Raw genomic sequence first — 23554 nt, 5'->3', positions numbered from 1 at the left:
GCGCCCGTGTCGCTCCCTTGCCGCCCCCTCTTGACATCTTGGTCAAGCCTTCTCACATCGGCGGCACTATGAAAGCCTCAGACGCAGATATTCTCATCATCCCCGGCTACACCAATTCCGGCCCCGGCCATTGGCAGAGCCGCTGGCAGGCGAAGCTCAGCACGGCGCGCCGCGTCGAACAGGCCGAATGGACGAAGCCGGTCCGCGAGGACTGGATCGCCCGCATCGCCGAAGAGGTGAACGCCTCGACCCGCCCGGTCGTGCTCGTCGCCCATTCGCTCGGCGTGCCCTCGGCAATCCATGCCATCCCGCATTTCCGCAAGCGGGTGGCAGGCGCTTTCCTCGTCGCTCCGCCTGAAGTCACCAATCCGGACATCCGCCCCAAGCACCTGATGACCTTCGGGCCCTATCCGCGCGATCCGCTGCCCTTCCCTTCCATCACCGTCGCCAGCCGCAGTGATCCGTTCGGCAGCTACGATCATGCCGACGATATCGCCAGTTGCTGGGGTTCCTTCCTCGTCGATGCCGGCGAGGCGGGACATATCAACGCTGAATCCGGGCACGGCCCCTGGCCCGAAGGAACAATGGTCTTCGCCCAGTTCCTCAGCCGCCTCTCTGTCTGATTTGGGAGACCCGGCGCTCGTCATGTCAGCGACTACTTTCTAAGGCTTTCTTAATAGAAGTGCCGCAGACTGCGCCGAGATGAAATCAGCGAGAATGCCCGTGAGGAAAGCCCATTCAGGGGCCCATGAAGCGCATGGCGATCCTGCAGCGGCTGAGGCCAGCGTCGGCGATGGGTCGACCGACGATTCTGATCTGGCTGAGCGCGAGAGCCGCTGGAACCATGCGCTTGTTGGTTCCGGCCTCGGCGTATGGGATCACAATTACCATCTCGACCGGAAATATTATTCGCCAACGTGGAAAACCATCCGCGGAATGGCGCCGGACGAGGACGTCGCCGGCGACTATGAGGCCTGGCTGCAGCTCGTCCATCCCGACGACCGCGATTTCGTCGCTCATGCGATCGAGCGGCAGAATGCCGGCGATCCGGATTATCAGATCTTCCAATATCGTGAACGCCACAGGGACGGCCACTGGGTCTGGATCGACTGCCGTGGCGCCTGCGTCGAATGGGATGAGAACGGCGTCCCGACGCGCATCGTCGGAACGGATACCGATATCACCGCCCGCAAGGAAGCCGAGGAGACACTGTCGCGCCTGTCGCGCCGGCTCGACCTGGCGCTGGAAATTTCCCGCATCGGCGTCTTCGAAGCCGATATCGAAAATGACATTGTCGAATGGGACGATCGCCTGATTGCCATCTACGGCTTGCAGGGTGCGGCGCGCAAGATCGGCGGCGACGCCTGGGCCCAAAGCCTGCATCCGGACGACCGTGAACGCGTGCTCGGCCTCGCTGACCGCAGCGTCGAAAGCGGCAGCGACTTTCAGCAGGAATACCGCATCATCCGCGGCGACGGCATCGAACGCATCATCCGCGCCCGCTCGGCCTTCTTCGTCGACGGCAACGGCCAACGCAAGCTGATCGGCGCCAATTGGGACGTCACCGAGGAAGTCGCGCTTCGCAACGAACTGCAGCGCGCCAAGGATATGGCGGAAGCCCGTAACCGCGAACTCGAAGCCGCCAAGGAGAGCATCGAGCATCTGGCCTTGCACGATTATCTCACCGGCCTGCCGAACCGCCGTTATCTCGACAAGATGCTGGACGACCGCGCGGCGCAATGCCGGGCTAATGGCCTCGCTTTGGCGGTTCTGCATATTGATCTCGACCGCTTCAAGCAGATCAACGATACCCTCGGCCATCGAGCGGGCGACGCCATGCTGCAGCACGCTGCAAATGTGCTCAGACATTCCGTCCGTGCCGCCGATTTCGTCGCGCGTATCGGCGGTGATGAATTTGTCATCCTCTGCGCCGTCGATGCTGCGTCGAAGAAGATCGCCAGCCTGGCCGAACGCCTGATCCGCGAATTGCGCAGGCCCGTCAGATATGAGGGGCATGACTGCCGTTTCGGCGCCAGCATCGGCATCGCCGTCAATGGCGGCGCCAAGCTCAACGCCAAACAGACGCTGCTCGACGCCGACATCGCGCTCTATCGCGCCAAAGGGCTCGGCCGAAACCGCTTCGAATTCTTCTCGGCATCGGCCCGCAACGATATCATCTCCGCCAAGCAGCTCGCCGATGAAATCCTGATCGGCCTGGAGCGCAATGAATTCGTACCGTTCTATCAATTGCAGTTCGACGCCCGCACGCTCGATGTCACAGGCGTCGAGACGCTCGCACGGTGGCAACACCCCGTACACGGCCTGCTGACGCCGGATCGCTTTCTCGATATCGCCGAGGATCTCGACGTCGTCTCGACGATCGACGCCCTGATCCTGGAGCGCGCGCTGGCAGACCGGCGTGCCTGGATCAAGGGCGGGCTGTCGATCCCGAAAATATCGGTCAACGTTTCCGCCCGGCGACTGACCGATCCCGATCTCGGCAAGAAGCTCCGCGCCCTGAGGATCGAGCCCGGCGCCGTCGCCTTCGAACTGCTGGAATCGATCCCGCTCGACGATTGCGACAAGGCGGTGGCCGCCAATTTGAAAAAGCTGCGCAAGCTCGGCATCGACATCCATATCGACGACTTCGGCACCGGCCATGCATCGATCGTCAGCCTTCTGCGCCTGAGTCCGAACACGCTGAAGATTGATCGCGAGCTGATCCGCATGCTGCCGCAATCGGCCGAGCAGCGTAAACTCGTCGGCTCGATCATCGATATCGGACGCTCGCTCAATATCCTCGTCATTGCCGAGGGCGTCGAAACGGCGGATCATATCCGCATTCTGGAGCAACTCGGCTGCGACACGCTGCAGGGTTATGCGCTCGCCCGGCCGATGCCGGCCATGCAGATCCCCTCCTTCATCCGCGCTGGAAGCTGGCGCCACGGGCTGACCGCGGCGCGCGGCTTGCAGACGCATCTTCTCCGCGCGACGCCAAGCAGAACCGCCAAATAAAACCTGTATAAGCGGCCCGCCATTTCGCCTTCATTCCACCGTAGAGAAAAAGCCGCTAGACTCGTAAAGCGAATTCATTCGATTCTCTTGGCGCTATTCCGTAAAATCCGGAAACAGGGCCATGAAATCCGGGAACCGGGGCCACGAAATCCGGAAACGGGGGAAGGAGCGACAGGCGGATTGTGAAACACTCTCTTTTCCTTTAAGGGGACGCCACGAGATCGATCCACTCGCGCTATCCCAAGAGCGCCAACAACAGAGAATGACCAAGATGAACCGTCGCCGCCGTATCTACGAGGGCAAGGCAAAGATTCTGTATGAGGGTCCGGAGCCGGGCACTTTGATCCAGTTCTTCAAGGACGATGCCACCGCCTTCAACAAGAAGAAACACGAAGTCATCGACGGCAAGGGCGTCCTCAACAACCGCATTTCCGAATATATCTTCAGCCATCTGAACAAGATCGGCATTCCCACCCATTTCATCCGCCGGCTCAATATGCGCGAGCAGCTGATCAGGGAAGTGGAGATGATCCCGCTGGAGATCGTCGTGCGCAACGTCGCCGCCGGGTCTCTCGCCAAGCGCCTCGGCATCGAGGAAGGCGTCGTCCTGCCGCGCTCGATCATCGAGTTCTATTACAAGTCCGACGCGCTCGACGATCCGATGGTCTCCGAAGAGCACATCACCGCCTTCGGCTGGGCCAATCCGGCCGAGCTCGACGACATCATGGCGCTCGCCATCCGCGTCAACGATTTCATGACCGGTCTCTTCCTCGGCGTCGGCATCCAGCTCGTCGATTTCAAGATCGAATGCGGCCGCCTCTTCGAAGGCGATCTGATGCGCATCATCCTCGCCGACGAGATCTCGCCGGACAGCTGCCGGCTCTGGGATATCGAAACCCGCGAGAAGATGGACAAGGACCGCTTCCGCCGCGACCTCGGCGGGTTGCTCGAAGCCTATTCCGAAGTCGCTCGCCGTCTCGGCATCATCAATGAAAACGAGCCTGTGCGCGGCACCGGCCCGGTTCTCGTCAAGTAAGGCAGGATAGACAAAGTGATCAAGGCTCGTGTCACCGTCACGCTCAAAAACGGCGTTCTCGACCCGCAAGGCAAGGCCATCGAAGGCGCGCTCGGCGCCCTCGGCTTTTCGGGCGTCGGCCATGTAAGGCAGGGCAAGGTCTTCGACCTGGAGATCGAAGGCGCCGACAAGGCCAGGGCCGAGGCAAACCTCAAGGCGATGTGCGAAAAACTGCTCGCCAACACGGTCATCGAAAATTACGCGATCGCGATCGACTGACCTGCAGACCTGCCCGTCAACCGGCGGGTCTTATGGATTGAGCGTCATGCTGAAGGCAAAGCTGGAGACGGAAGTCTCGAAATTCATGAGCTATGTTTTGCGCCATGCGCCGGATGCCGCAGGCTTGACGCTTGATGCCGAGGGTTGGGTATCGTTCGATCATCTCGAAAAGGTGCTGACGTCGAAATACGGCGTCTCCCGCGCCGATATCGTCGAGATCATCGACAACAGTCCGAAGAAACGCTTCACGCTTGTCGATAACAGGATCCGCGCCAATCAGGGCCACAGTGTCGAGGTCGATCTGGCATTGACGCCGGTTGAACCGCCGGCAGTTCTCTTTCACGGCACGTCACTGACGAACTGGCCGTCGATCGAGCGCGAAGGCCTGAAGAAGATGGAGCGGCACCACGTCCATCTATCGGCCGACATCGATACGGCGAAAATTGTCGCCGTGCGCCGCAAGGGCGACTATATCATTCTGCGTGTCGACGCAGCCGCCATGTTTTCAGAAGGCCATTCTTTCTTTGTCGCGGACAATGGAGTATGGCTCGCCGAGAGCGTTCCAGTCCAATATCTTTCGCGAAATGCGGGGACCCTATGAAATCAGTCGTCGTTCAACTTCCGGGCCTCAACCGCGATCGCGACATGATCGCCGCTCTCACCAAGATCTCTGGTCACCAACCGGTGACGATCTGGCAGACGGAGACGGAAATCCCCGACGTTGACCTGATCGTCATCCCCGGCGGCTTCTCCTATGGCGATTATCTGCGCTGCGGCGCGATCGCCGCCCGCATGCCGGTCATGCAGGCGATCATCGACAAGGCTGCAAGGGGCGTGAAGGTGCTCGGCGTCTGCAACGGCTTCCAGATCCTCGTCGAAGCGGGCCTGCTGCCCGGCGCGCTGATGCGCAACGCCTCGCTGAAATTCGTCTGCCGCGAGATCAAGCTCGAAGTCGTCAATGCCGAGACGGATTTCACCCGCGCCTACGCGCAAGGGCAGGTCATTCGTTGCCCTGTCGCTCACCACGACGGCAATTATTTTGCCGACGAAGCGACGCTGGCGAAGATCGAGGGCAATGGTCAGGTGCTGTTCCGTTATACCGAGGGCACCAATCCGAACGGTTCGATCAACGACATTGCCGGCGTGATGAACGAAAAGGGCAATGTGCTCGGCATGATGCCGCATCCGGAAAACCTGATCGAGGCCGCCCATGGCGGTTCGGATGGCCGAGGCCTCTTCGCCTCGGCGCTCGACGTCGTCGCCGCCTGACCCCACCTCAGCCATGCCGCCCGCAGGCGTACCGCGGATAACGGCATGCGGCCGAGAAGACCTTCATCCGGATCACTGGAGCAAGATCAATGCGCCCTCTCCCCGCCGTCGCAAACGCCGCTTTGTTGACCGCTCTGGCAATCATGATTGCAGCCTGCCAGTCGCCGGCGCCGGCAGCAGGTCCAAACCGGGCGGCATTGCCGACGATGGAGCGCGTAGCGCTCGGCGCCAATGCCTGCTGGTTCAAATCGGGCGATCCGGCCTTTGCAGCCTATAAGCTCGCTCCGGAACTCAATTCCTTCTCCGGTCGGCCGCGCATCCTGCTCGTCCACAAGGGCAGCCCGGAAAGCCGGCCGCTGCTCGTCGTCCAGGCCGAGGGAAGCCCTGCCCGTCTGCAGGCCTTTGGTCCGATGATGTCGGAGCCTGTCGCCGGCCGCATCGCCACCGACGTCAATCGCTGGTCCGGCGGCAACAGGGCCTGCAATTGATCGCTGCGGTCGCCCGCAGCATCAGTCCCAGAAAAATGACTTGCTGATTTCGCGTGCGGCTTCGGACTGCGATACCCCGATATCCTTGAGTCCTGCCGCCGTAAGCTCGCTGAGCGCGCGCCGTCCCTCCCGCTTCTGATGCCAGAGACGAATGGCGGCCCAGATCCGTCCCAGAGGCGTCGTCGCCTCGATAGGCGGGCTGGGAAGGATGACCCGCCGGTCCTCACAAGAGACAATCGGTACAATTGGCGTATTGATTTGGGGCAATGCAGACATTCCAGGAATCCTCTCGGCTCGTCCTTGGAATTGACTCTTAATCTTGACATGGGCAAGGTGACAATATAAGCAATTGTCACCATGACAAATTGGCTTCCCGATCTTTCCCGCGGCTCCGGGCCGGTCTATCTCCGCCTTGCCGACAGTATCGAATCCGCTATTGCGAGCGGTGCCCTGCCCGCCGGCAGCAAACTGCCGCCGCAGCGCAATCTTGCCTATGATATCGGGGTGACGATCGGCACGATCGGCCGCGCCTATGCCCTGGTGCACGAGCGGGGCCTGGTTGCCGGCGAGGTAGGCCGCGGCACCTATGTGCTGAACCGCGCCGAAACGCCGCCCGGCGAACAAACCGATGCACTGGCCGTCTCGCTCGGCGGCACTCGCTATCAGGACGCGCCCGCCGACAAGATCCGTTTCGATACCACAGCCGCTCCCGATCTCGGCCAGGGCAAGATCATCTCGGGCATCCTCGCCGAGATCGGCGAACAGCATCTCAGCGAGATTTCCTCCTATTCCCGTAGTTTTCCGCGGAACTGGTTCGACGCCGGCCGCCGCTGGCTTGCCCGCAGCGGCTGGACACCGGAGGTCGAAAACATCGTGCCGACGCTCGGCGCCCATGCCGCGGCGGTCGCCGTAATTGCCGCGGTCTCGGCGCCGGGCGACAAGATCGTCTTTGAAAATCTGACCTACACCCAGGTCAGCCGCAGCGCCCGCCTTCTCGGCCGCCGCACGGTGACGGTCGATTCCGACGAATTCGGCGTCATTCCCGACGATTTCGAACGGCTCTGCCAGCAGCAGCATCCGAAGATCGCCTTCCTGATGCCGACCGTGCATAATCCGACAGTGACGATCATGCCCTACGAGCGGCGCGCAGCAATTGCTGCAATTGCCAGAAAGCACAGCGTCTGGCTGATCGAGGACGACCTCTACGGCGGCATGGCCGACGATGAGACGCCGCTCATCGCCGCGCTTGCGCCCGACCGCACCTTCCTGGTCAACGGCCTGTCGAAATCGGTCGCCGCCGGTGTGCGCGGCGGCTGGGTCGCCTGCCCGCCACATTTTGCCCAGCGCATCAAGGTGACGCACAGGATGGTCACGGGCGGCCTGCCTTTCATCCTGGCAGAGACCTGTGCCCGCCTGGTCGAAAGCGGCCGGGCGCACGAGATCCGCAAGGAAGTTATCGGGGAACTCTCTCGGCGTGCCCACCTCGCCCGCGAGCATCTGCGGGGTTTCGACTTCGCGTCGCACCCGCATGCTCCCTTCCTCTGGCTGAAACTGCCGGAGCCCTGGATGTCCGGCACCTTCAAGAATGCCGCCTTTCGCGACGGCGTGCTGGTCGATGACGAAGATGAATTCAAGGCGGCCCGCAGTGAGAAAACCTATTACCGCATTCGCATCGGCTTCTCCTCACCCAAAACGGGCCAGGAATTGACCGCAGGCCTGATGATCCTGCGCCGGCTGCTGGAAAATGGCGGTTCCGCCTATGACGGCGAAATATGACCTGTTGCAAATACACGCCATAATTCCGAAAAAACGCACACGCTTGACGAGAGCGCTTTACCGCTGCGACCCCCATGCTACCTCTTTGTTATTCCCGCTTGGTGCGAATCAAAGGACGGCAGATGAGGGTCGAGTTCGGAAAGATCGCGTTACGCTTCTTGGGGCTGGCATCAGTGGCGGCCGTAGCCGTCACCTCGATGGCGGGTTCGGCCAATGCTGGCGAGCAGATATTCGATGAATTGCGTTTCGGGGCCTCCGCCTCGGTGCAATCGGGTCGTGCCGCGGAAGATGGCGTCTTTCCGGAGATTACCGCTCTCTTCGATCCTTTCGGATATGAGGAGGCTGTCGGCTGGCAGCAACAGCTGTTGCATCCCCGTATCCATCTCGGCACCTCGATCGGCACCTCGGGTGAAGCAACCCAATTCTTCACGGGCTTCACCTGGACGGTCGATCTCAACGAGAAGCTCTTTGCCGAAGCCGGTTTCGGCGGCGTCATCCATACCGGCGATCTGGACGACAATGATGACGGCCCGGAACTCGGCTGCCGCGTCCTGTTTCACGAATATGCCGGCGCCGGCTACCGTTTGACCCGCAATTGGAACGTGATGGCCCAGATCGCCCACTCCTCTCATGCCGATCTCTGCGACGGCCCGAACGATGGCATGACGCGCGCCGGCATCCAGATCGGCTACAAGTTCTGAGCGATTGCCGCCTTTACGAGAGAAGCCTGCCCGCCCTCTGTTGACGGTGGGCTTTTTTCTGTCGCGCGTCGCCGCTACATAAGCTAAAGACAGCGCAAAACGCGCCAGGGACTTTCCGCTCATGACCATTCCAAACACCATCCCGATCACGCCGGAACTCATTGCAAGCCACGGCCTGAAGCCGGACGAGTACCAGCGCATCCTGGATCTGATCGGCCGCGAGCCGACTTTCACCGAGCTCGGCATCTTCTCGGCCATGTGGAACGAGCACTGCTCCTACAAATCCTCGAAGAAATGGCTGCGCACGCTGCCGACCAAGGGGCCGCGCGTCATCCAAGGGCCCGGCGAGAATGCCGGTGTCGTCGATATCGATGACGGCGATTGCGTTGTCTTCAAGATGGAGAGCCACAACCACCCCTCCTACATCGAACCGTATCAGGGGGCTGCGACCGGCGTCGGCGGCATCCTGCGTGACGTCTTCACCATGGGCGCGCGGCCGGTCGCCGCGATGAACGCGCTGCGCTTCGGCGAGCCGGATCATCCGAAGACCCGCCATCTCGTCTCCGGCGTCGTTTCCGGCGTCGGCGGTTACGGCAACTCCTTCGGCGTTCCGACGGTCGGCGGCGAAGTCGAGTTCGATGCGCGTTATAACGGCAATATCCTGGTCAACGCCTTTGCCGCCGGTATCGCCAAATCCAATGCTATCTTCCTGTCGGAAGCCAAGGGCGTCGGCCTCCCGGTCGTCTATCTCGGCGCCAAGACCGGTCGCGACGGCGTCGGCGGCGCGACCATGGCATCGGCCGAATTCGACGAATCGATCGAAGAAAAGCGCCCGACCGTTCAGGTCGGCGACCCCTTCACCGAAAAGTGCCTGCTCGAAGCCTGCCTCGAGCTGATGCAGACCGGCGCTGTCATCGCCATCCAGGACATGGGTGCGGCCGGCCTCACCTGCTCGGCTGTCGAAATGGGCGCCAAGGGCGATCTCGGCATTCTGCTGGAACTCGACAAGGTGCCGGTCCGTGAAGAGCGGATGACCGCCTATGAGATGATGCTGTCGGAAAGCCAGGAGCGCATGCTCATGGTGCTGCAGCCGGAAAAGGAAGAGCAGGCCAAAGCGATCTTCGTCAAATGGGGCCTCGACTTCGCCATCGTCGGCAGGACCACCGATGATCTGCGCTTCCGCGTCATGCATCAGGGCGAAGAAGTCGCCAACCTGCCGATCAAGGATCTCGGCGACCAGGCGCCGGAATATGACCGCCCCTGGCGTGAATCCGGCAAGCCCGCGCCCCTGCCCGCCAATCTCGTCGCCGCCCCCAAGGATTACGGCCAGGCGCTGCTCCAGCTCGTCGGCTCTGCCAACCAGTCGAGCCGCCGCTGGGTCTACGAACAGTATGACACGCTGATCCAGGGCAATTCGCTGCAGCTCCCCGGCGGCGACGCCGGCGTCGTGCGCGTCGATGGCCACAAGAGCAAGGCGCTTGCCTTCTCCTCCGACGTGACGCCGCGTTATGTCGAGGCCGATCCCTTCGAGGGCGGCAAGCAGGCGGTCGCCGAATGCTGGCGCAACATCACCGCAACAGGCGCCGAACCGCTCGCCGCGACCGACAATCTCAACTTCGGCAACCCCGAAAAGCCCGAAATCATGGGCCAGTTCGTTCAGGCGGTGAAGGGCATCGGCGAAGCATGCCGCGCGCTGGATTTCCCGATCGTCTCCGGTAACGTCTCGCTCTACAACGAGACCAATGGCGTTGCCATCCTGCCGACGCCGACGATTGCAGGCGTCGGCCTGCTGCCGGACTGGCGCAAGATGGTCCGCATCGGCAGCGCCAATGACGGCGACAAGGTAATCATGATCGGTGTCGACGGCAGCCACCTCGGCCAGTCCGTCTATGTCAGAGACCTGCTCTCCAGCCGTGAAGGGCCGGCGCCGGAAGTCGATCTCTTCGCCGAGCGCCGCAACGGCGATTTCGTCCGCTCCGTCATCCGCAACGGCCAGGCGACCGCCTGCCACGACATATCCTCGGGTGGTCTGGCCGTCGCGCTCGCCGAAATGGCCATGGCCTCGGACAAAGGCATGAAGATCGATCTCGGCGAAGGCAAGGGTGCTGCGCATGCGCTGCTCTTCGGCGAAGACCAGGCCCGTTACGTGCTGACTGTGCCGGCCGATGTCGCCGATTTCGTCTGCGTCAATGCGGAAGGCGCCGGCGTTCCCTTCCGTCGCCTCGGCACGGTCGGGGGCGATACACTTGATGTCGGCGATCTTATTTCACTGCCGATTCAGCAATTGCGCGATGCCCATGAATCGTGGTTCCCTGACTTCATGGAAGGCCGCGGCGAGCTTGCCGCGGAATGATGCGCAAGGAGTAACGATCATGGCCATGAAACCCGGCGATATCGAAGACATGATCAAGGCTGGGATTCCCGGTGCCAAGGTGACGATCCGCGATCTCGCGGGCGACGGCGATCACTACGCCGCCGAAGTCGTCGCCGAAGCCTTCCGCGGCAAGAGCCGCGTGCAGCAGCACCAGATGGTCTACGAGGCGCTGAAGGGCAATATGGGTGGCCTATTGCACGCTCTCGCTCTGCAGACCTCCGCGCCGGATTGATATGCCGACTTCGGCCGGGTGAAGCTTTGAAATGAAACAGACCCGGGTGGAAGGGTTCCTTCCTGCCGGGTCTTAGCACTCTGCAAAGCGGTTCTGGATGACAAAGGTGCCCGGACTCGTTGTGCGCCGTACTTCAGCCTCCCTCAGGAATGCCGCCACCGCGCGTCAGCTCGGTGAATGACTTAACGCTCCGGACCGCCTTGAGCTGGCGCGCAAACATTTAGGTCAGGCTGATACGCTTGCCCGCTGCGGCGGACCGCTTCACGGCGTCGATAACCTTTAAGGTGTCCAGTCCCTCACGTCCGCTGACCAGCGGCGCGTCTTCCCCTCTAATGACCCTGCAAAGCTGGCGTATCTGCGGGACCAGTGGATCCTCGTTCTCGACTTTGGCGCGATGACATTCGAACGGTTCCATCCAGCTCCTTTTGGCCGGATTGCTCCACATGCTGAGTGAAGGCACTGACAGCGACCCGTGGGTGCCGCCGATCATGTAGCACGCTTCCTCAGTTTTAGGGTAAGCGGGGTTTTCGCCAGTCGTCATCTCCCAACTCCATGGCGCGACGACGGAATCCGAAACGGAAGCAGTGCCGAGAATTCCGTTCTTGAACTCGATGAGGATCACCGCGGTCTCCTCAACGGCGTTTCCGCGAACTGCGTTGGATTCGAGCGCCTGGACCGCCGTGATATCCCCGAATAAGTAGCGAAGGTTGTCGATGTCGTGGATCAGATTGAGAAAGACTGGTCCCGCGCCGCGTTCGCGCCGCCAGGAAGTGTCGAAGTATTCCTCCGGTTTGAATAGCCAGAACATGGCATTCACGACCAGTATTCGCCCGAGCTTTCCGCTTTCGATAATCTGTTTAGCCTTTTGCATCATCGGATTATGCCGGCGATGATGTCCGGTCAGCAGCGGAACGCCTCTGGCCTCGGCCATCTCAACGAGCTTCTCTCCAGCGGCAATATCGTCGACGATTGGCTTCTCGATCAATGCCGGGATACCGGCCTCTACGGCCTCAAAACCGTTTCTGACGTGGATCTGGTTGGGCGTCGCGATGATTACGCCGTCAGGGCGCGCTGCGGCGACCATCTCAGCGAAGGTCGAAAACCATTTGACGCCGACCTCGCTGGCGATCGCCTCTCCAACCGGGCTCGGGTCGACGATAGCGACAAGCTCCGCCGTCGGTTCGTCCAGCACGTGTTTGATGTGGCGCTTCCCGATAAGCCCCGCGCCGAGGACCGCCAGTTTGACCGGAGGAGTCATTTGTCAGTCCTTCTTCGGTGCGGTCAGCATCGTCGCGACGCGGCGGATTCCGAGCTGATAGCCCTCAGTACCAAGACCGGTGATGATGCCGTCGGCGCGGTGGGAAACGAAGGAATGATGACGGAAGCTTTCGCGCTTATACATGTTGGAGATATGGATCTCGATGACGGGACCTTCGAACGTGTTCAAGGCATCGAGAATCGCAAGCGACGTGTGCGTGAATGCGGCCGGATTGATGACGATGCCCCCTCCGTCTTCGCGCGCTTCGTGAATCCAGTCGATGATTTCATATTCACGGTTGCTCTGGTGGAAACGGATCTCGTGGCCGAGTTCTGAGGCCAGTTTCCGGCAGTCTGCCTCGACATCGGCCAGCGTCTCGTGACCATAGATGTGAGGCTGACGCTTGCCGAGCAAATTGAGATTTGGGCCATTCAGAACGTAGATCAGGCTCATTGTTATTCTCCTTGTGAGGGCGTTGCCAAGTTTAGACGAACGCTATTTCCTGGAATGCGAAATTCGGGTCGGACTCGTAAAGATCGGCCCGCAGCCCCAGCCGCCCTGCTTGAAGCGCGGGGGCTGCGACATCGCGCGCAGCTTCGAGGACCGCCTTCAACAACTCCCGCTTCGTTTCTGCCGGCCGGCCAGGGGCCATGCGCACGATTATCTGGATGAAGTGATTGTCCGGATGCTCGTCGCCAACGCAGGAGAAGGTCGCCTCCCGGGCGAAGGTGCGCACGGCAGTGGGCTTGACCAAGCCTCCGTCGCGCACTCGATAATGGACCGCTCTGGTCACTTCGTCGATCGCCACCCGTTCGGCAGCACCTCGGCTGTAGTCGATGATGATGTGCGGCAAGGCATGTCCTCCCGGTCAGGCTGGAGCTCGGCACAATTCTTCGAAGTGACGCGACATGCGTTCCGCATCCGGTTTTACACCCGTGAACAGTTCAAAGGCCGCCGCGGCCTGGAACACGGTCATGCCGCCGCCCGGCAAGGTCCTGCACCCCTTCTTCTCTGCCAGAGCCAGAAGTTCCGTCACGAGCGGCATGTATACAATATCGGCGACCCAGTGACGTGGATGAAGCCATTCCGGTTCGATCGGGAGACCCGGATGACTTCGCATGCCCGTCGGCGTAGCGTGAATCAGCCCGTCGGCCGAAGCGAGCGCCGCACCGACGTCTCTGACCGGTTGCGCGCAGGTTCTTGAAAAGCGTCGGTTGAGCTGATCGGCAAGCGCGGCGGCGCGATTTGTGTCCTGGTCGAAGATCGAGAGCATCCCAATACCGAGCTTGATGGCCGCATGCGCGACGGCGACCCCTGCGCCGCCTGCGCCGAGCAGGACGGCATGAGTTTTGGCGACACCGGGCATACCACGCTCGAAATTCTTGTAGAAGCCATACCAGTCAGTATTGTGCCCGATCCGCTTTCCGTCCCGAAGAACGACCGTGTTGACTGCTCCGAGCATCTCGGCGTCCTCGGACAGGCTGCTAAGATGAGCGATGACCGTCTGCTTGCACGGGTGCGTAATGTTGCTTCCTGCGAAGCCGCGGTCTTCGAGCTCTACGAGCAATTCGGGCAGCGCAGAAGCGGGTAAACTGCGCTCGGCGAAATCGACGAGTTCGTAGTGGTAATCCAGCTCCAGGTGCCGCGCCTCGGTTTCGTGCAGGGCTGGCGACTTCGACATCTGGATGTCGGCCCCGATGAGACCGACGAAGAATTTGTTGTTATTCATTTCGATAACCCAATCTCAGTGATGTGCGAGGATCTCGCCAAGGAAAGCCTTGGTGCGCTCATGCTTCGGAGACTTGAAGAACACCTCGGGCTCGGCCTCCTCTACGATCTCGCCGGAAGCCATGAAGATGACCCTGTCTGCAACCTGACGGGCGAAGCCCATTTCATGGGTGACGCAGATCATGGTCATGCCATCGCGTGCGAGACCGATCATCGTGTCCAGCACTTCCTTGACCATTTCCGGATCGAGCGCCGATGTCGGTTCGTCGAACAGCATCGCCTTGGGTTCCATGCAAAGGGCCCGGGCAATAGCGACACGCTGTTGCTGCCCTCCACTGAGCTGAGCGGGATACTTCTCCGCCTGATCAAGGATTCGGACCCGTTCGAGGTACTTTCTCGCCAGCCTCTCGGCGTCAGCGCGGCTCGTTCCGCGGACCCTCATAGGCGCGAGCGCGCAGTTCTGCAGAACGGTCATGTGCGGGAACAAATTGAAGTTCTGGAACACCATCCCGACTTCGCGCCGAATGGCGTCAACCGCCTTGCTCGTGCCATCGAGCGACTGCCCGTCGACGATGATCCTGCCTTCCTGGATCAACTCGAGAGCGTTGATGCAGCGGATCAAGGTCGACTTGCCGGAACCCGAAGGTCCGCAAAGGACGATCTTCTCACCTTTGCGAACCGACAGGCTGATGTTTTTCAGCGCATGGAAGGAGCCATACCATTTCTCCACCTTATCAAGAGATATCAATGTCGACTGATCATTAGCGGAACTGAGCACGGCGCCCTCCATGTATGCTTTACTTGACTGTGAACGGAATGTTGGGGATGGACTCCGGGAACGTCGGCAGATCGATCTTCATCCACTTCTTGGTGATGGCTGCAAGTTCGCCATTAGCCTTGATCTTGTCGAGAAAGGCATTGACCGTTTCGTTCCAGTCCTTCTCGCCCAGTCGCGTTCCGACGCCATTGTAAGTCGTCAGGAAGTCGATCTTGCGCTCGTAGGTGCCGGCGCTGGCGGCATCGAGCCGCTGTCCGTAGAACATGTTGCCTCCGACGGCCTTGACCTGTCCGGAGACCAGCGCCTGAATGGTTGCGGCGTCGTCGTCGAAGCGGCGAACGGTCGCCGTCGATCCCACGGCGTCGGTGATGGCCTTGTCCTGCGAGCTGGACTTCGGCACGCCGATTTCCCACCCGGCAACGTCCGCAGGCGTTTTTGCGGTATCGGCCTTTGCCGCATAAAGGGAGATCGTGTTCGCCGCGTATGGCTTGCTGTACTGGATCGACTTGGCACGCTCCTCCGTCATTGCCATGGTGGCGAACAGGATATCGACCTTGCCGGTGGTCAGGGCCGGAATGCGGTTGGCGACAGCGAGCGGCTGGAACTCGACCTTAACTCCGAGTTCCCTGGCGAAGAGTGTCGCAACATCGGCGTCGAACCCGTCCTGCTTGCCGCTCGTGTTGACGAAGCCCCATGGCGCGTTGTCGCCCTGAATGCCGACGACGATCGTGCCCTTGGCCTTGATCTCCTCGACGGTCGCCGCGGAAGCCGCAGCAGCGCCTACCGTAACGAAGGCGGCCGTAGCCAGGGCCATTCCAAGAAATTGTCTGCGATTGCTATACATTCCATTCTCCTCCTCTGTGGTCTTTGCTTCTAGCGAAGCAAGGTTAGCGGGCAGCTTTTGCCATCCGTTTTTCGAGGCCGCTCCCGATGTGGGAGAGAGGCCAACAAATGATGAAATAGACTATTCCGACGATCCCAAAGACGAGCAGTGGGCGGTAGGTCTGGTTCGAAATGATCTGTCCGGCACGGGTCAGCTCGATGAAGCCGACGATTGCTGCGAGCGATGTGCCCTTGATCAGCTGAACGAGAAATCCGATGGTCGCAGGCATCGAAATCTTCAGCGCCTGCGGCAGGACAACGTCCTTCATTCGGGAGACGTAATGCAGCCCGAGTGCGTTCGCGGCTTCGGTCTGGCCCTTCGGAACGGCCTCGATCGACCCGCGCCAGATCTCGCCCAGGAAGGCACTTGCATGGAGGGTGAAGGCGATGGCCACAGCGATCCATGCATTGACGTCGACGCCCAATAGCGCGACGCCGTAGTAGACGACGAAGAGCTGCATCAGGAGCGGCGTGCCCTGGAAGAGCGCGATGTAGCCCGACGATACGAAACGTGCGAAGCGGTTCTTCGACGTGCGCACCAGAGCGATCAGGATTCCAAATATGCCTCCGCCGACGAAGCCGATGATGGCCAGCAGCACAGTCCACTTCAGACCCTGCAAGAGGAAGAACAGCTCGTTTTCGCCGATGGGACCCATGAACGCCTCCTATCTGGTCGGGTAGTTAAAGTAGTGACGGGAGATAAGGGCGAAGATGCCCATCATCAGGCTCGAGATGACCAGGTAGATTGCGGTTACGCTGAAATAGACCTCGAAGCTTCGGAAGGTGTCGGATTCGATCCGCTGCGCCGCCGAGGTGAGCTCGTAGGCGGCGATTGAAGTGCAGACCGAAGTCGTCAAGGTCAGCATCACGAACTGGCTGGTCAGGGACGGATAGATCGCCCGCAGAGCCGGCTTCAGAACGATCAGCCGGAACACATCGGCCTTATGCAAGCCCAACGCAAAACCTGCCTCGACCTGACCCTTGCTCACACTTTCCACACCGCCTCGAATGATCTCAATCGCATAGGCGCCGCCATTGATGCCCAGTGCGATGATGGCGGTAGCCGTAGGGCTCAGTCGGATACCCATGAGTGGAAGCGCGAAGTAGATAAAGAATATCTGCACCAGGAACGGCGTGTTTCGAACCACCTCGACGAAGCTAATCACCGGAGCTCGAACGAGTTTGTTCTTGGATGTTCTTGCAGCGACGCCGAGAATACCGATCGCGAGCGCAAGGATCATTCCGGCAACCGCGAGACCGAGCGTCCCAAGCGAACCCCAAAACAATTCCGGGGCGCGGTCGAAGACCGCACCAAAATCGAACGTATAGCCCATATGTTGACTTCCTCCCTCCGGCGCGGCTCACGCCTTGCCGGGGCCGGATCAGCGATCCGGCCCGAATAATCCTTCGGCCCTGTCGTACAGATGTTTCAAATGCGTCTCAGGCGGGGCAGACCCTGCGAGTGGGACTTCCACCGAGATCGCCGCGTAGCTATCGACCGCCGCAACGAGTTCCTTCAACGGCAATTCGCCCTCCCCCGGTGCGAACCGCCCGCCTCTAGCTTCAGCGATCATCTCCTCCGGCGTCACCGGCGCCGGTCCAGCGACATCGCACAACTGAACGTGCTTTACCCAGCCGATCTCGGCTCGGAGCGAGGCGAGTGTGCCGCCATTCCTGAAGAAATGTACTCCGTCGACGAGGGCGCCGGCATTGCGGGCACCGCTCGCCTTCACAAGATTGACGCTGTCCTGAAAGGTTTTGATCACCCGCCAACCCATGTTCTCGACATCGACAGCCAACCCGTAGCGGTCCGCAAGGCCGCAGAGATCCGAGAAGTTCGATGCCAATCTGGCCTGATCAGGATCATCTCCGCAGACACTGAGTCGGCGTGCTCCAATATTCGCAGCCGCAGCAACTGTGGCCTCCACCGACGACGCGTCGAACGAGGGGTCGATGACGAAGAACTCGATATCGAAAACCTCGATGCCTTCACCGCTAAGCACGGATTTCAGCTCGCGCGCAGCCGAACCACCGACAGGCAGCTCGTAGTAAGGCGCACCAGGGAACGCCGGATTCAGTCTGAGCCCGATCCTGGAAAATCCCGCGCGCGCAGCGGCCGTCGCAAACTCCACGGGAGACAGCAATATCGATGAGAAGTGCGCGACGCCAATCAGGGGCGCCGATTTCGATGCGGCGGCGGCCATCAAGCGATCCCCTTCGTCGCGAGATGGTTGCGAAGATTGGTGCCGGTGCGATGGATGTGCTGGCGGAGCTTCTCGCAGGCATAGTCGACATCACGCGCGACCGCTCCCTGGGCAATCTCGCTGTGCTCCTGCCCTACATTGCGGTCCCCCGACGTCCGGATCAGGAAGACGCGGCGATATCGGTCGTTGAGATTCAGCAGAAGACTGCAGAAGTGAAGTAGCAGAGGTTTGCCACAGCCCGAGATCAGGGTGAGGTGGAATTCGCGGTGAAGCGCTTCCCAGTGCTCCAGCGTTTCGGGACGCGCGGCGTCGCGCTCCGTGCGGTTTAGACGATGAAGCGCACGCATGATGTTGCCCTCCCATTCGACGTCGCCAAGACGCATGGATTCACGCAACGCGAAAACCTCGAGCTCCTCGCGCAGGGTCGTGACCTCTTCGAGATTAGCCAGCGAGATCGGCGCGACGCGATAGCCTCTGTTGTCCTGAAACTCGACCAGGCCGTCTGAAATGAGCCGGGCCAAGCCCTCCCGCAACGGGCTCAGGCTGACGTTGAAAGTCTTCCGCGCCTTGTCGAGATTGATCTTGCTGCCCGCTTCCAGCTCACCGGAGATGATCGCCTCCCGAAGGCGCGATGCGAGCTGGCTGCCGATGGTGTTCTTGCCATCGTCAAGAAAGCCGGTTGACGGCACATCGTCTGTCAACGGCCCAAGAGAGCTGTCGTCGGCCGTGTCCATTCTTCCTCCAGCAATCCAGGGCAAGTTTCGATTATCGGTATAATAAACGATTATTTATGTCAACATGGATACACTGAAAAGCATCGATCTTCCGACCCCTCGCCCTCAGAAGGCATTTTAATCACGTGATTTCAAAGATCTGTCGCCTCATTCTGGGCAGGTTTCATTAGCCATCAGCATTGAGCGCATAGTGACAGCTTGACAAATAATCGATTATTTTGATAGTCGAACCACATTGGGAGGTAGCCTTATGGCAATCAGAACGGAAAGCGAGTTGACGCCGGCCGTCCTCGCCGTGATGAACCGCACCGAAGATCCACGTTTGCGGGATATACTTGTTGCAATGGTGAAGCATCTCCACGCATTCGTGCGGGAAGTCAGGCTGTCGGAAGTCGAGTTTCGCGAAGCAACCGCCATCCTAAATGAAATTGGCCAGCTGCAGACCGACAGCCACAACGAATTCGTGCTGATGGCCGGATCGCTTGGTGTCTCGTCGCTTGTGTGCCTGCTCAACAACGGCGACAACGGGCAGACGGAGACTTCACAGTCGCTACTCGGGCCGTTCTGGCGGCTCAACTCTCCGCGGGTTGAAAACGGTGGAACCATCATCCGGTCGGAAACGCCGGGAACACCCTTGTTTGTCCACGCGAAGGTGGTTGATCGGGGTGGCAAGCCCATCCCGGGCGCCGAGATCGACGTATGGCACGCCTCTCCTGTCGGCCTTTACGAGAACCAGGATCCTGATCAGGCGGAAATGAACCTGCGCGGCAAGTTCACTACGGACGACGAGGGTCGGTTCTGGTTTAGAACGGTCAAGATGGTGGGCTATCCCATCCCTGTCGACGGAGTCGTCGGTCGGCTTCTCCAAGCGCAAGGTCGCCACCCCTACCGACCTGCGCATCTGCACGCGCTGATCTTCAAGGAGGGATACAAAACCCTCATTTCCCAGGTCTTCGACCCGAGCGATCCGAACATTGATTCCGATGTGCAGTTCGGCGTCACCGCGGCTTTGACAGGCGACTTTGTCCGTCATGATGAGCCGCACCCGTCCGACACGGACGTCACTGGCCCGTGGTTCTCGCTCGACTACACCTACGTCATGGAGCCGGGCGAGGCCATCCTGCCGCGCCCACCGATCAAGTAACGAAACCAGCAGAGCTAGATAATGATTACCGAAAAAGAACGCCAGGCGGCCGCCGACGCGCTGCTGAGGGCAGAAACCGAACGCAGGCCCATTGTCCAGCCAAGCAGGACATACCCGCATTTGGAACTTGAAGACGCATATAAGATCCAAGCGCTCTGGGCGCAGGCCCGGATTGCAAAGGGCGCGCGGATCGCGGGTCATAAAATCGGACTGACATCGCGGGCGATGCAGATGGCCTCGAAAATGACGGAGCCCGACTACGGCGTCATTCTCGACGATGCTCTCTATAACGACGGGGCGCAGATCAGGGCGGAGCTCTTCATCAAGCCTCGCCTCGAAGTCGAACTCGCCTTCGTAATGGGCGAGGATCTCGAAGGACCAAGCGCTCGGATCTATGATGTCATGCGCGCGACTGAATTTGTCGTTCCTGCGCTTGAGATCATCGACTACCGAACCGAGGTACCCAGAGCGATCACCGATACAATCGCCGACAACGCCGCCTTTGGAGCGATCGTCGTGGGCGGCCGCATCATCCGGCCAATGGATATCGACATCCGCTGGGTCGGCGCGACGCTTTCGAAAAACGGCATCATCGAAGAATCGGGGGTTTCCGCAGCTATAATGGGGCATCCGGCCGCGGGTATCGCCTGGCTCGTGAACAAACTCCATGCCGTCGGAGGCGGCTTGAAGAAGGGCCAGATCGTGCTTGCCGGCTCGTTCACCCGCCCCGTGGACATCGCCAAGGGCGATGTCATCCAAGCCGACTATGGTCCGGTCGGCTCCATCGGCGTCTCGTTCGTGTGAGGCGCCGATGGAACTTCCCGTCAATCACTTCAAGCGGAAACTGAGTGCCGGTCAAAGCCAGATCGGACTCTGGTGCGGCCTTCCCGGAAGCTACGCGGCAGAAATCGTCGCGCCGTCGGGCTTCGACTGGCTGCTGTTCGATACCGAGCACTCTCCAAGCGACGTCCTCACCGTCCTGCCGCAATTGCAGGCGGTCGCGCCTTACGACGTGTCCCCAGTCGTACGCCCGGCATTCAACGATCCGGTGCTGATCAAGCGCTTTCTGGACATCGGCGTCCAGACGCTCCTCATTCCCTATGTGCAGAACGAAGAGGAAGCGAAGGCGGCGGTCGCCGCTATCCGGTATCCGCCGCGCGGGATTCGCGGCGTCTCCGCCTTGACGCGCGCCACCCGCTTCGGGCGTGTCCCGAATTACGCGCGGATTGCTGAACAAGAGATTTGCCTGCTTCTGCAGATCGAGACCCGCGAGGCACTCGCTCGGCTGGAAGCCATCGCCGCGGTCGAGGGCGTCGACGGCATCTTCATCGGCCCCGCCGATCTGGCGGCTAGCTTCGGTCATCCCGGACAACCGGGGCATCCCGAGGTGGTCGCGGCGATCGAAGATGCGATCGGACGTCTAAAAATTCTTGGAAAGCCGGCAGGCATCCTTACGCCGGACGAGTCGTTCGCGGCCCGCTGCATTTCGCTCGGGACGTTGTTCACCGCCGTTGGCGTAGACGTCGCCCTGCTTGCGAGAGGATCGGAAGCGCTCGCAGGCAGGTTTGCATCTTAGGGAGTTCGCGCCGATGTCGACGCGGAAAAAAGTTCTGGCCGAGATAGCGCCGGCGGGCGCAATCCGGGCGGCCGTCAACATGTCGAATGCTGCCCTGGTCCGGTGGGACGATCAGGCCGGCGCCTTGGTCGGTCCAAGCGCTCGGATCGGTCGCAAAATTGCGGAGCAACTGGATTGCGGCCTGTCGCTGATCCAGTACGGCTCGGCCGCCGACATCCTCGCCGCCGCGGATCGCGGCGAGTGGGACATTGCTTTCATTGCCTCGGATGCATCGAGAGCCGACCGATTCTCCTTTTCACCCCCCTATATGTCGGTCAAAGCGACCTATATGGTGCGCGAGGCTTCGGCGTTCCGGACAGTCGGAGACCTCGACCTCGAAGGCGTGCAGATCGCCTCCGCAAGAAGTGCCGCATACACGAAGCAGCTCGAACGTACCCTTGAAAAAGCGACTGTCTCGCATACCGACAGCCCGGCAGCTGCCATTGATCTCCTTGTCGGGTCGCAATGCGACGCGGCTGCGGGATTGACCGAATTCCTCGTTCAGACGTCGGAGCGGATTTCCGGCTTCCGGCTGGTAGAAGGAGCGTTCTCCGAAATTCCCCAGACGATCGCCGTGCACCGAAGATCCACTCATGCCTCGGCCTTCTTTGCGGATTTCGTACGCGGTCTGAACGGAACTGCTGCGGGAGACGGTGACTTGGCCGGCGACGGTGAAGAGAATCTCCCTTGATGGCGACGAAACCAGCCCTCAAGTCGGCAGCTTGTTCTGCTCCGGAGAGGCAAAAACCGACGCCGGCATCGGACCTGACGTCATCAGCGTGAAATCAAAGGGTGCCCTGAGATCTGGCCCCAGCACATATTGCCGGTGGACGCGCAGCTGGTCCTTGCGGATCTTCCGATAGTGCTCGCCCGTCAGCATCTGCTTGACGCGGATAAGAAGGATCTTCGCCGCAGGCGCGTCTGCATGGCCTGCGACGGCAACGACCGGCACCTTGTAGAAATTGATCGAATCCGTCAGGCATTGCACGTCGAGCCAGCAGATCTCCGGACAGCGGGCGATCAGGCCGACGCGGGCGCGAAGCGACGTTGCCGATGACAGCAGGGCGCATTGCAGAATGGCGCTGCCGAGCGTGGCAAACACGACGCGCCTGCCCTTGAAAATCTCCGGCTCCTTTTCAAGCAATATGCCGATGACATGGGCGGCGACGCTCGATCCCATGCTGTGCGAGGAGATCACGTACTCGTCCGCCTCCTCGGTCAGCGCCTTGCGCACCGCAATGGCCCGCTCTTCCAGCCAGTCGTTGAACTCGGCCCGATCCATACGGCCGAGCGCCACTGCCATTTCCCAATCGGCAAAAAGATGCAGCGTATGGAAACGCTCGGAAAAAGGCAGGAAGGCGAAGATGAAGAAGCAGAGCGCCAGTGGCCCACTCCACAGCACGTGCCAGGCGGAGAAGCCGAGACTATAGGGCAGGAAAACGATCTCGGCCGTCAGCGCGATCGCCAGCGCCGTCAGTAGGAACGGAAAGAGGAAGAACACGCCGAAACGCCACGCATGCCTGAAATATCCCCGCATGCCACCTTCCAGCATGATCTCGGCGCAACTCCGAAAGCCTGCAATGATCCGGCTCAGCGTGTTGCGGCCACGCAGCCGACGCACGAACATGTCGTGATCAACCATATGGATCCGGCTCTTCGTCCGCCAGCCGGCGGAACTGGTCTCCGCCGCAGGCGCCGTCTCGTAGGCTCCTGCGCTGCCCGTCGTGACCTCGAAGCTGAGAGGATCGCTTCCCGCCTCCGGCGCACCGGTTTCGACGGAGTAGCCCCAGACGGCAGCACTCTGTCTGGCAGAGCGTTCGTACCGCGCCCTATGGGCAAGGCCGTCGAGCGGCTCGAAGCCCGGGAAATGCAGGACGACCCGCTTCTTTATCAATGTCATTCCGCTGTTCCGGCCGGGCAAATAGCCGGCATATTGCTGCAAACCGCCTGCTGGCCGCCGACATCGCGAAAAAGCAGGTATGATTTCAAAGCCGTCTTGCTAACCGAACTCATCCGGAATTCAATAGCAGGCAAGTCGTTTTCACCGCAAACGGAGGGGTTT

27 protein-coding genes are annotated in these 23554 nt (G+C 60.7%); 15 read left to right on the top strand and 12 right to left on the bottom strand.

The genetic code is table 11. The features are described 5' to 3' along the window. Positions 1–68 precede the first annotated feature (68 nt). The 7 genes from GGD53_RS25695 to GGD53_RS25665 all read left to right on the top strand — a co-directional run bounded on the left by GGD53_RS25695 (position 69) and on the right by GGD53_RS25665 (position 6066). Entirely contained in the window at positions 69–623 is a 555-nt protein-coding gene (locus GGD53_RS25695) for an RBBP9/YdeN family alpha/beta hydrolase (RefSeq protein ID WP_184459561.1), read from the top strand. Between the two features lie 94 nt (positions 624–717). Further along, positions 718–3015, top strand: coding sequence for a putative bifunctional diguanylate cyclase/phosphodiesterase (locus GGD53_RS25690; RefSeq protein ID WP_184459560.1), 2298 nt, complete (start codon positions 718–720; stop codon positions 3013–3015). A gap of 271 nt (positions 3016–3286) precedes the next feature. Next, positions 3287–4051, top strand: coding sequence for a phosphoribosylaminoimidazolesuccinocarboxamide synthase (gene purC / locus GGD53_RS25685; RefSeq protein WP_085780082.1), 765 nt, complete (start codon positions 3287–3289; stop codon positions 4049–4051). 15 nt (positions 4052–4066) lie between these two features. Beyond that, the gene (gene purS / locus GGD53_RS25680; RefSeq protein ID WP_184459559.1) at positions 4067–4309 is read left to right on the top strand and encodes a phosphoribosylformylglycinamidine synthase subunit PurS; all 243 of its coding nucleotides are present in this window, start codon (positions 4067–4069) and stop codon (positions 4307–4309) included. 46 nt (positions 4310–4355) lie between these two features. Continuing rightward, positions 4356–4910, top strand: coding sequence for an RNA 2'-phosphotransferase (locus GGD53_RS25675; RefSeq protein WP_184459558.1), 555 nt, complete (start codon positions 4356–4358; stop codon positions 4908–4910). Next, complete coding sequence (purQ, locus tag GGD53_RS25670; RefSeq protein WP_184459557.1) at positions 4907–5578, top strand: phosphoribosylformylglycinamidine synthase subunit PurQ; 672 nt, start codon at positions 4907–4909, stop codon at positions 5576–5578. The genes GGD53_RS25675 and purQ overlap by 4 nt, the downstream gene beginning before the upstream one ends. Positions 5579–5667: 89 nt before the next feature. Next, positions 5668–6066, top strand: coding sequence for a hypothetical protein (locus GGD53_RS25665; protein ID WP_184459556.1), 399 nt, complete (start codon positions 5668–5670; stop codon positions 6064–6066). A gap of 21 nt (positions 6067–6087) precedes the next feature. Here the strand turns inward: GGD53_RS25665 and GGD53_RS25660 are convergent, their stop codons facing one another. After that, positions 6088–6342: a DUF1127 domain-containing protein gene (locus GGD53_RS25660; RefSeq protein ID WP_184459555.1), complete on the bottom strand. Its 255-nt coding sequence runs from the start codon at positions 6340–6342 to the stop codon at positions 6088–6090. Positions 6343–6423: 81 nt separating this feature from the next. Here GGD53_RS25660 and GGD53_RS25655 point away from each other — a divergent pair, with 81 nt between their 5' ends. The 4 genes from GGD53_RS25655 (at position 6424) to GGD53_RS25640 (ending at position 11149) form a co-directional block, all read left to right on the top strand. After that, the gene (locus GGD53_RS25655; protein WP_184459554.1) at positions 6424–7842 is read left to right on the top strand and encodes a PLP-dependent aminotransferase family protein; all 1419 of its coding nucleotides are present in this window, start codon (positions 6424–6426) and stop codon (positions 7840–7842) included. A gap of 122 nt (positions 7843–7964) precedes the next feature. Then, complete coding sequence (locus tag GGD53_RS25650) at positions 7965–8543, top strand: acyloxyacyl hydrolase (protein WP_184459553.1); 579 nt, start codon at positions 7965–7967, stop codon at positions 8541–8543. Between the two features lie 121 nt (positions 8544–8664). Continuing rightward, on the top strand, positions 8665–10896 hold the full coding sequence (gene purL / locus GGD53_RS25645; RefSeq protein WP_184459552.1) for a phosphoribosylformylglycinamidine synthase subunit PurL: 2232 nt from the start codon (positions 8665–8667) through the stop codon (positions 10894–10896). A 19-nt stretch (positions 10897–10915) separates the two neighbouring features. Further along, positions 10916–11149, top strand: coding sequence for a BolA/IbaG family iron-sulfur metabolism protein (locus GGD53_RS25640; RefSeq protein WP_011425547.1), 234 nt, complete (start codon positions 10916–10918; stop codon positions 11147–11149). Between the two features lie 220 nt (positions 11150–11369). On the opposite strand, the gene GGD53_RS25635 is transcribed toward GGD53_RS25640, so the two are convergent. From GGD53_RS25635 to GGD53_RS25590, 10 genes are read right to left on the bottom strand one after another with little or no spacing between them, the layout of a single operon-like run. After that, positions 11370–12407 carry a Gfo/Idh/MocA family protein gene (locus GGD53_RS25635; protein WP_184459551.1) on the bottom strand — a complete coding sequence of 346 codons (1038 nt, stop codon included), beginning with the start codon at positions 12405–12407 and terminating at the stop codon, positions 11370–11372. 3 nt (positions 12408–12410) lie between these two features. Next, on the bottom strand, positions 12411–12860 hold the full coding sequence (gene aroQ / locus GGD53_RS25630) for a type II 3-dehydroquinate dehydratase (protein WP_184459550.1): 450 nt from the start codon (positions 12858–12860) through the stop codon (positions 12411–12413). 31 nt (positions 12861–12891) lie between these two features. After that, complete coding sequence (locus tag GGD53_RS25625) at positions 12892–13260, bottom strand: 5-carboxymethyl-2-hydroxymuconate Delta-isomerase (RefSeq protein ID WP_184459549.1); 369 nt, start codon at positions 13258–13260, stop codon at positions 12892–12894. 15 nt (positions 13261–13275) lie between these two features. Then, positions 13276–14136, bottom strand: a complete 861-nt coding sequence (locus tag GGD53_RS25620; RefSeq protein WP_184459548.1) for a shikimate dehydrogenase — start codon at positions 14134–14136, stop codon at positions 13276–13278. Between the two features lie 15 nt (positions 14137–14151). Continuing rightward, positions 14152–14925, bottom strand: coding sequence for an amino acid ABC transporter ATP-binding protein (locus GGD53_RS25615; protein ID WP_184459547.1), 774 nt, complete (start codon positions 14923–14925; stop codon positions 14152–14154). A gap of 7 nt (positions 14926–14932) precedes the next feature. Continuing rightward, positions 14933–15757, bottom strand: a complete 825-nt coding sequence (locus GGD53_RS25610; RefSeq protein ID WP_184459546.1) for a transporter substrate-binding domain-containing protein — start codon at positions 15755–15757, stop codon at positions 14933–14935. Positions 15758–15800: 43 nt separating this feature from the next. Beyond that, the gene (locus GGD53_RS25605; RefSeq protein ID WP_184459545.1) at positions 15801–16451 is read right to left on the bottom strand and encodes an amino acid ABC transporter permease; all 651 of its coding nucleotides are present in this window, start codon (positions 16449–16451) and stop codon (positions 15801–15803) included. Positions 16452–16460: 9 nt separating this feature from the next. Continuing rightward, complete coding sequence (locus tag GGD53_RS25600; RefSeq protein WP_184459544.1) at positions 16461–17129, bottom strand: amino acid ABC transporter permease; 669 nt, start codon at positions 17127–17129, stop codon at positions 16461–16463. 48 nt (positions 17130–17177) lie between these two features. Beyond that, positions 17178–17999 carry a sugar phosphate isomerase/epimerase family protein gene (locus tag GGD53_RS25595; RefSeq protein ID WP_184459543.1) on the bottom strand — a complete coding sequence of 274 codons (822 nt, stop codon included), beginning with the start codon at positions 17997–17999 and terminating at the stop codon, positions 17178–17180. Then, positions 17999–18733: a GntR family transcriptional regulator gene (locus GGD53_RS25590; protein WP_184459542.1), complete on the bottom strand. Its 735-nt coding sequence runs from the start codon at positions 18731–18733 to the stop codon at positions 17999–18001. The genes GGD53_RS25595 and GGD53_RS25590 overlap by 1 nt, the downstream gene beginning before the upstream one ends. A 250-nt stretch (positions 18734–18983) precedes the next feature. Here GGD53_RS25590 and GGD53_RS25585 point away from each other — a divergent pair, with 250 nt between their 5' ends. The 4 genes from GGD53_RS25585 to GGD53_RS25570 are packed head-to-tail and all read left to right on the top strand — an operon-like array spanning position 18984 to position 22183. Next, complete coding sequence (locus GGD53_RS25585; protein WP_184459541.1) at positions 18984–19877, top strand: intradiol ring-cleavage dioxygenase; 894 nt, start codon at positions 18984–18986, stop codon at positions 19875–19877. 21 nt (positions 19878–19898) lie between these two features. Next, positions 19899–20681 carry a 2-oxo-hept-4-ene-1,7-dioate hydratase gene (hpaH, locus tag GGD53_RS25580; RefSeq protein WP_184459540.1) on the top strand — a complete coding sequence of 261 codons (783 nt, stop codon included), beginning with the start codon at positions 19899–19901 and terminating at the stop codon, positions 20679–20681. 7 nt (positions 20682–20688) lie between these two features. Beyond that, entirely contained in the window at positions 20689–21453 is a 765-nt protein-coding gene (gene hpaI, locus GGD53_RS25575; RefSeq protein WP_184459539.1) for a 4-hydroxy-2-oxoheptanedioate aldolase, read from the top strand. 13 nt (positions 21454–21466) lie between these two features. Next, positions 21467–22183, top strand: a complete 717-nt coding sequence (locus GGD53_RS25570; RefSeq protein WP_184459538.1) for a transporter substrate-binding domain-containing protein — start codon at positions 21467–21469, stop codon at positions 22181–22183. 18 nt (positions 22184–22201) lie between these two features. Here the strand turns inward: GGD53_RS25570 and GGD53_RS25565 are convergent, their stop codons facing one another. Then, positions 22202–23392, bottom strand: coding sequence for a hypothetical protein (locus tag GGD53_RS25565; protein ID WP_184459537.1), 1191 nt, complete (start codon positions 23390–23392; stop codon positions 22202–22204). Positions 23393–23554 lie beyond the last annotated feature (162 nt).

The organism is Rhizobium aethiopicum (genome assembly GCF_014197535.1).
Taxonomy (GTDB): domain Bacteria; phylum Pseudomonadota; class Alphaproteobacteria; order Rhizobiales; family Rhizobiaceae; genus Rhizobium; species Rhizobium aethiopicum_A.
The sequence above is the reverse complement of the archived record's forward strand: the minus strand, read 5'-3'. Positions and strand labels throughout refer to the sequence as shown.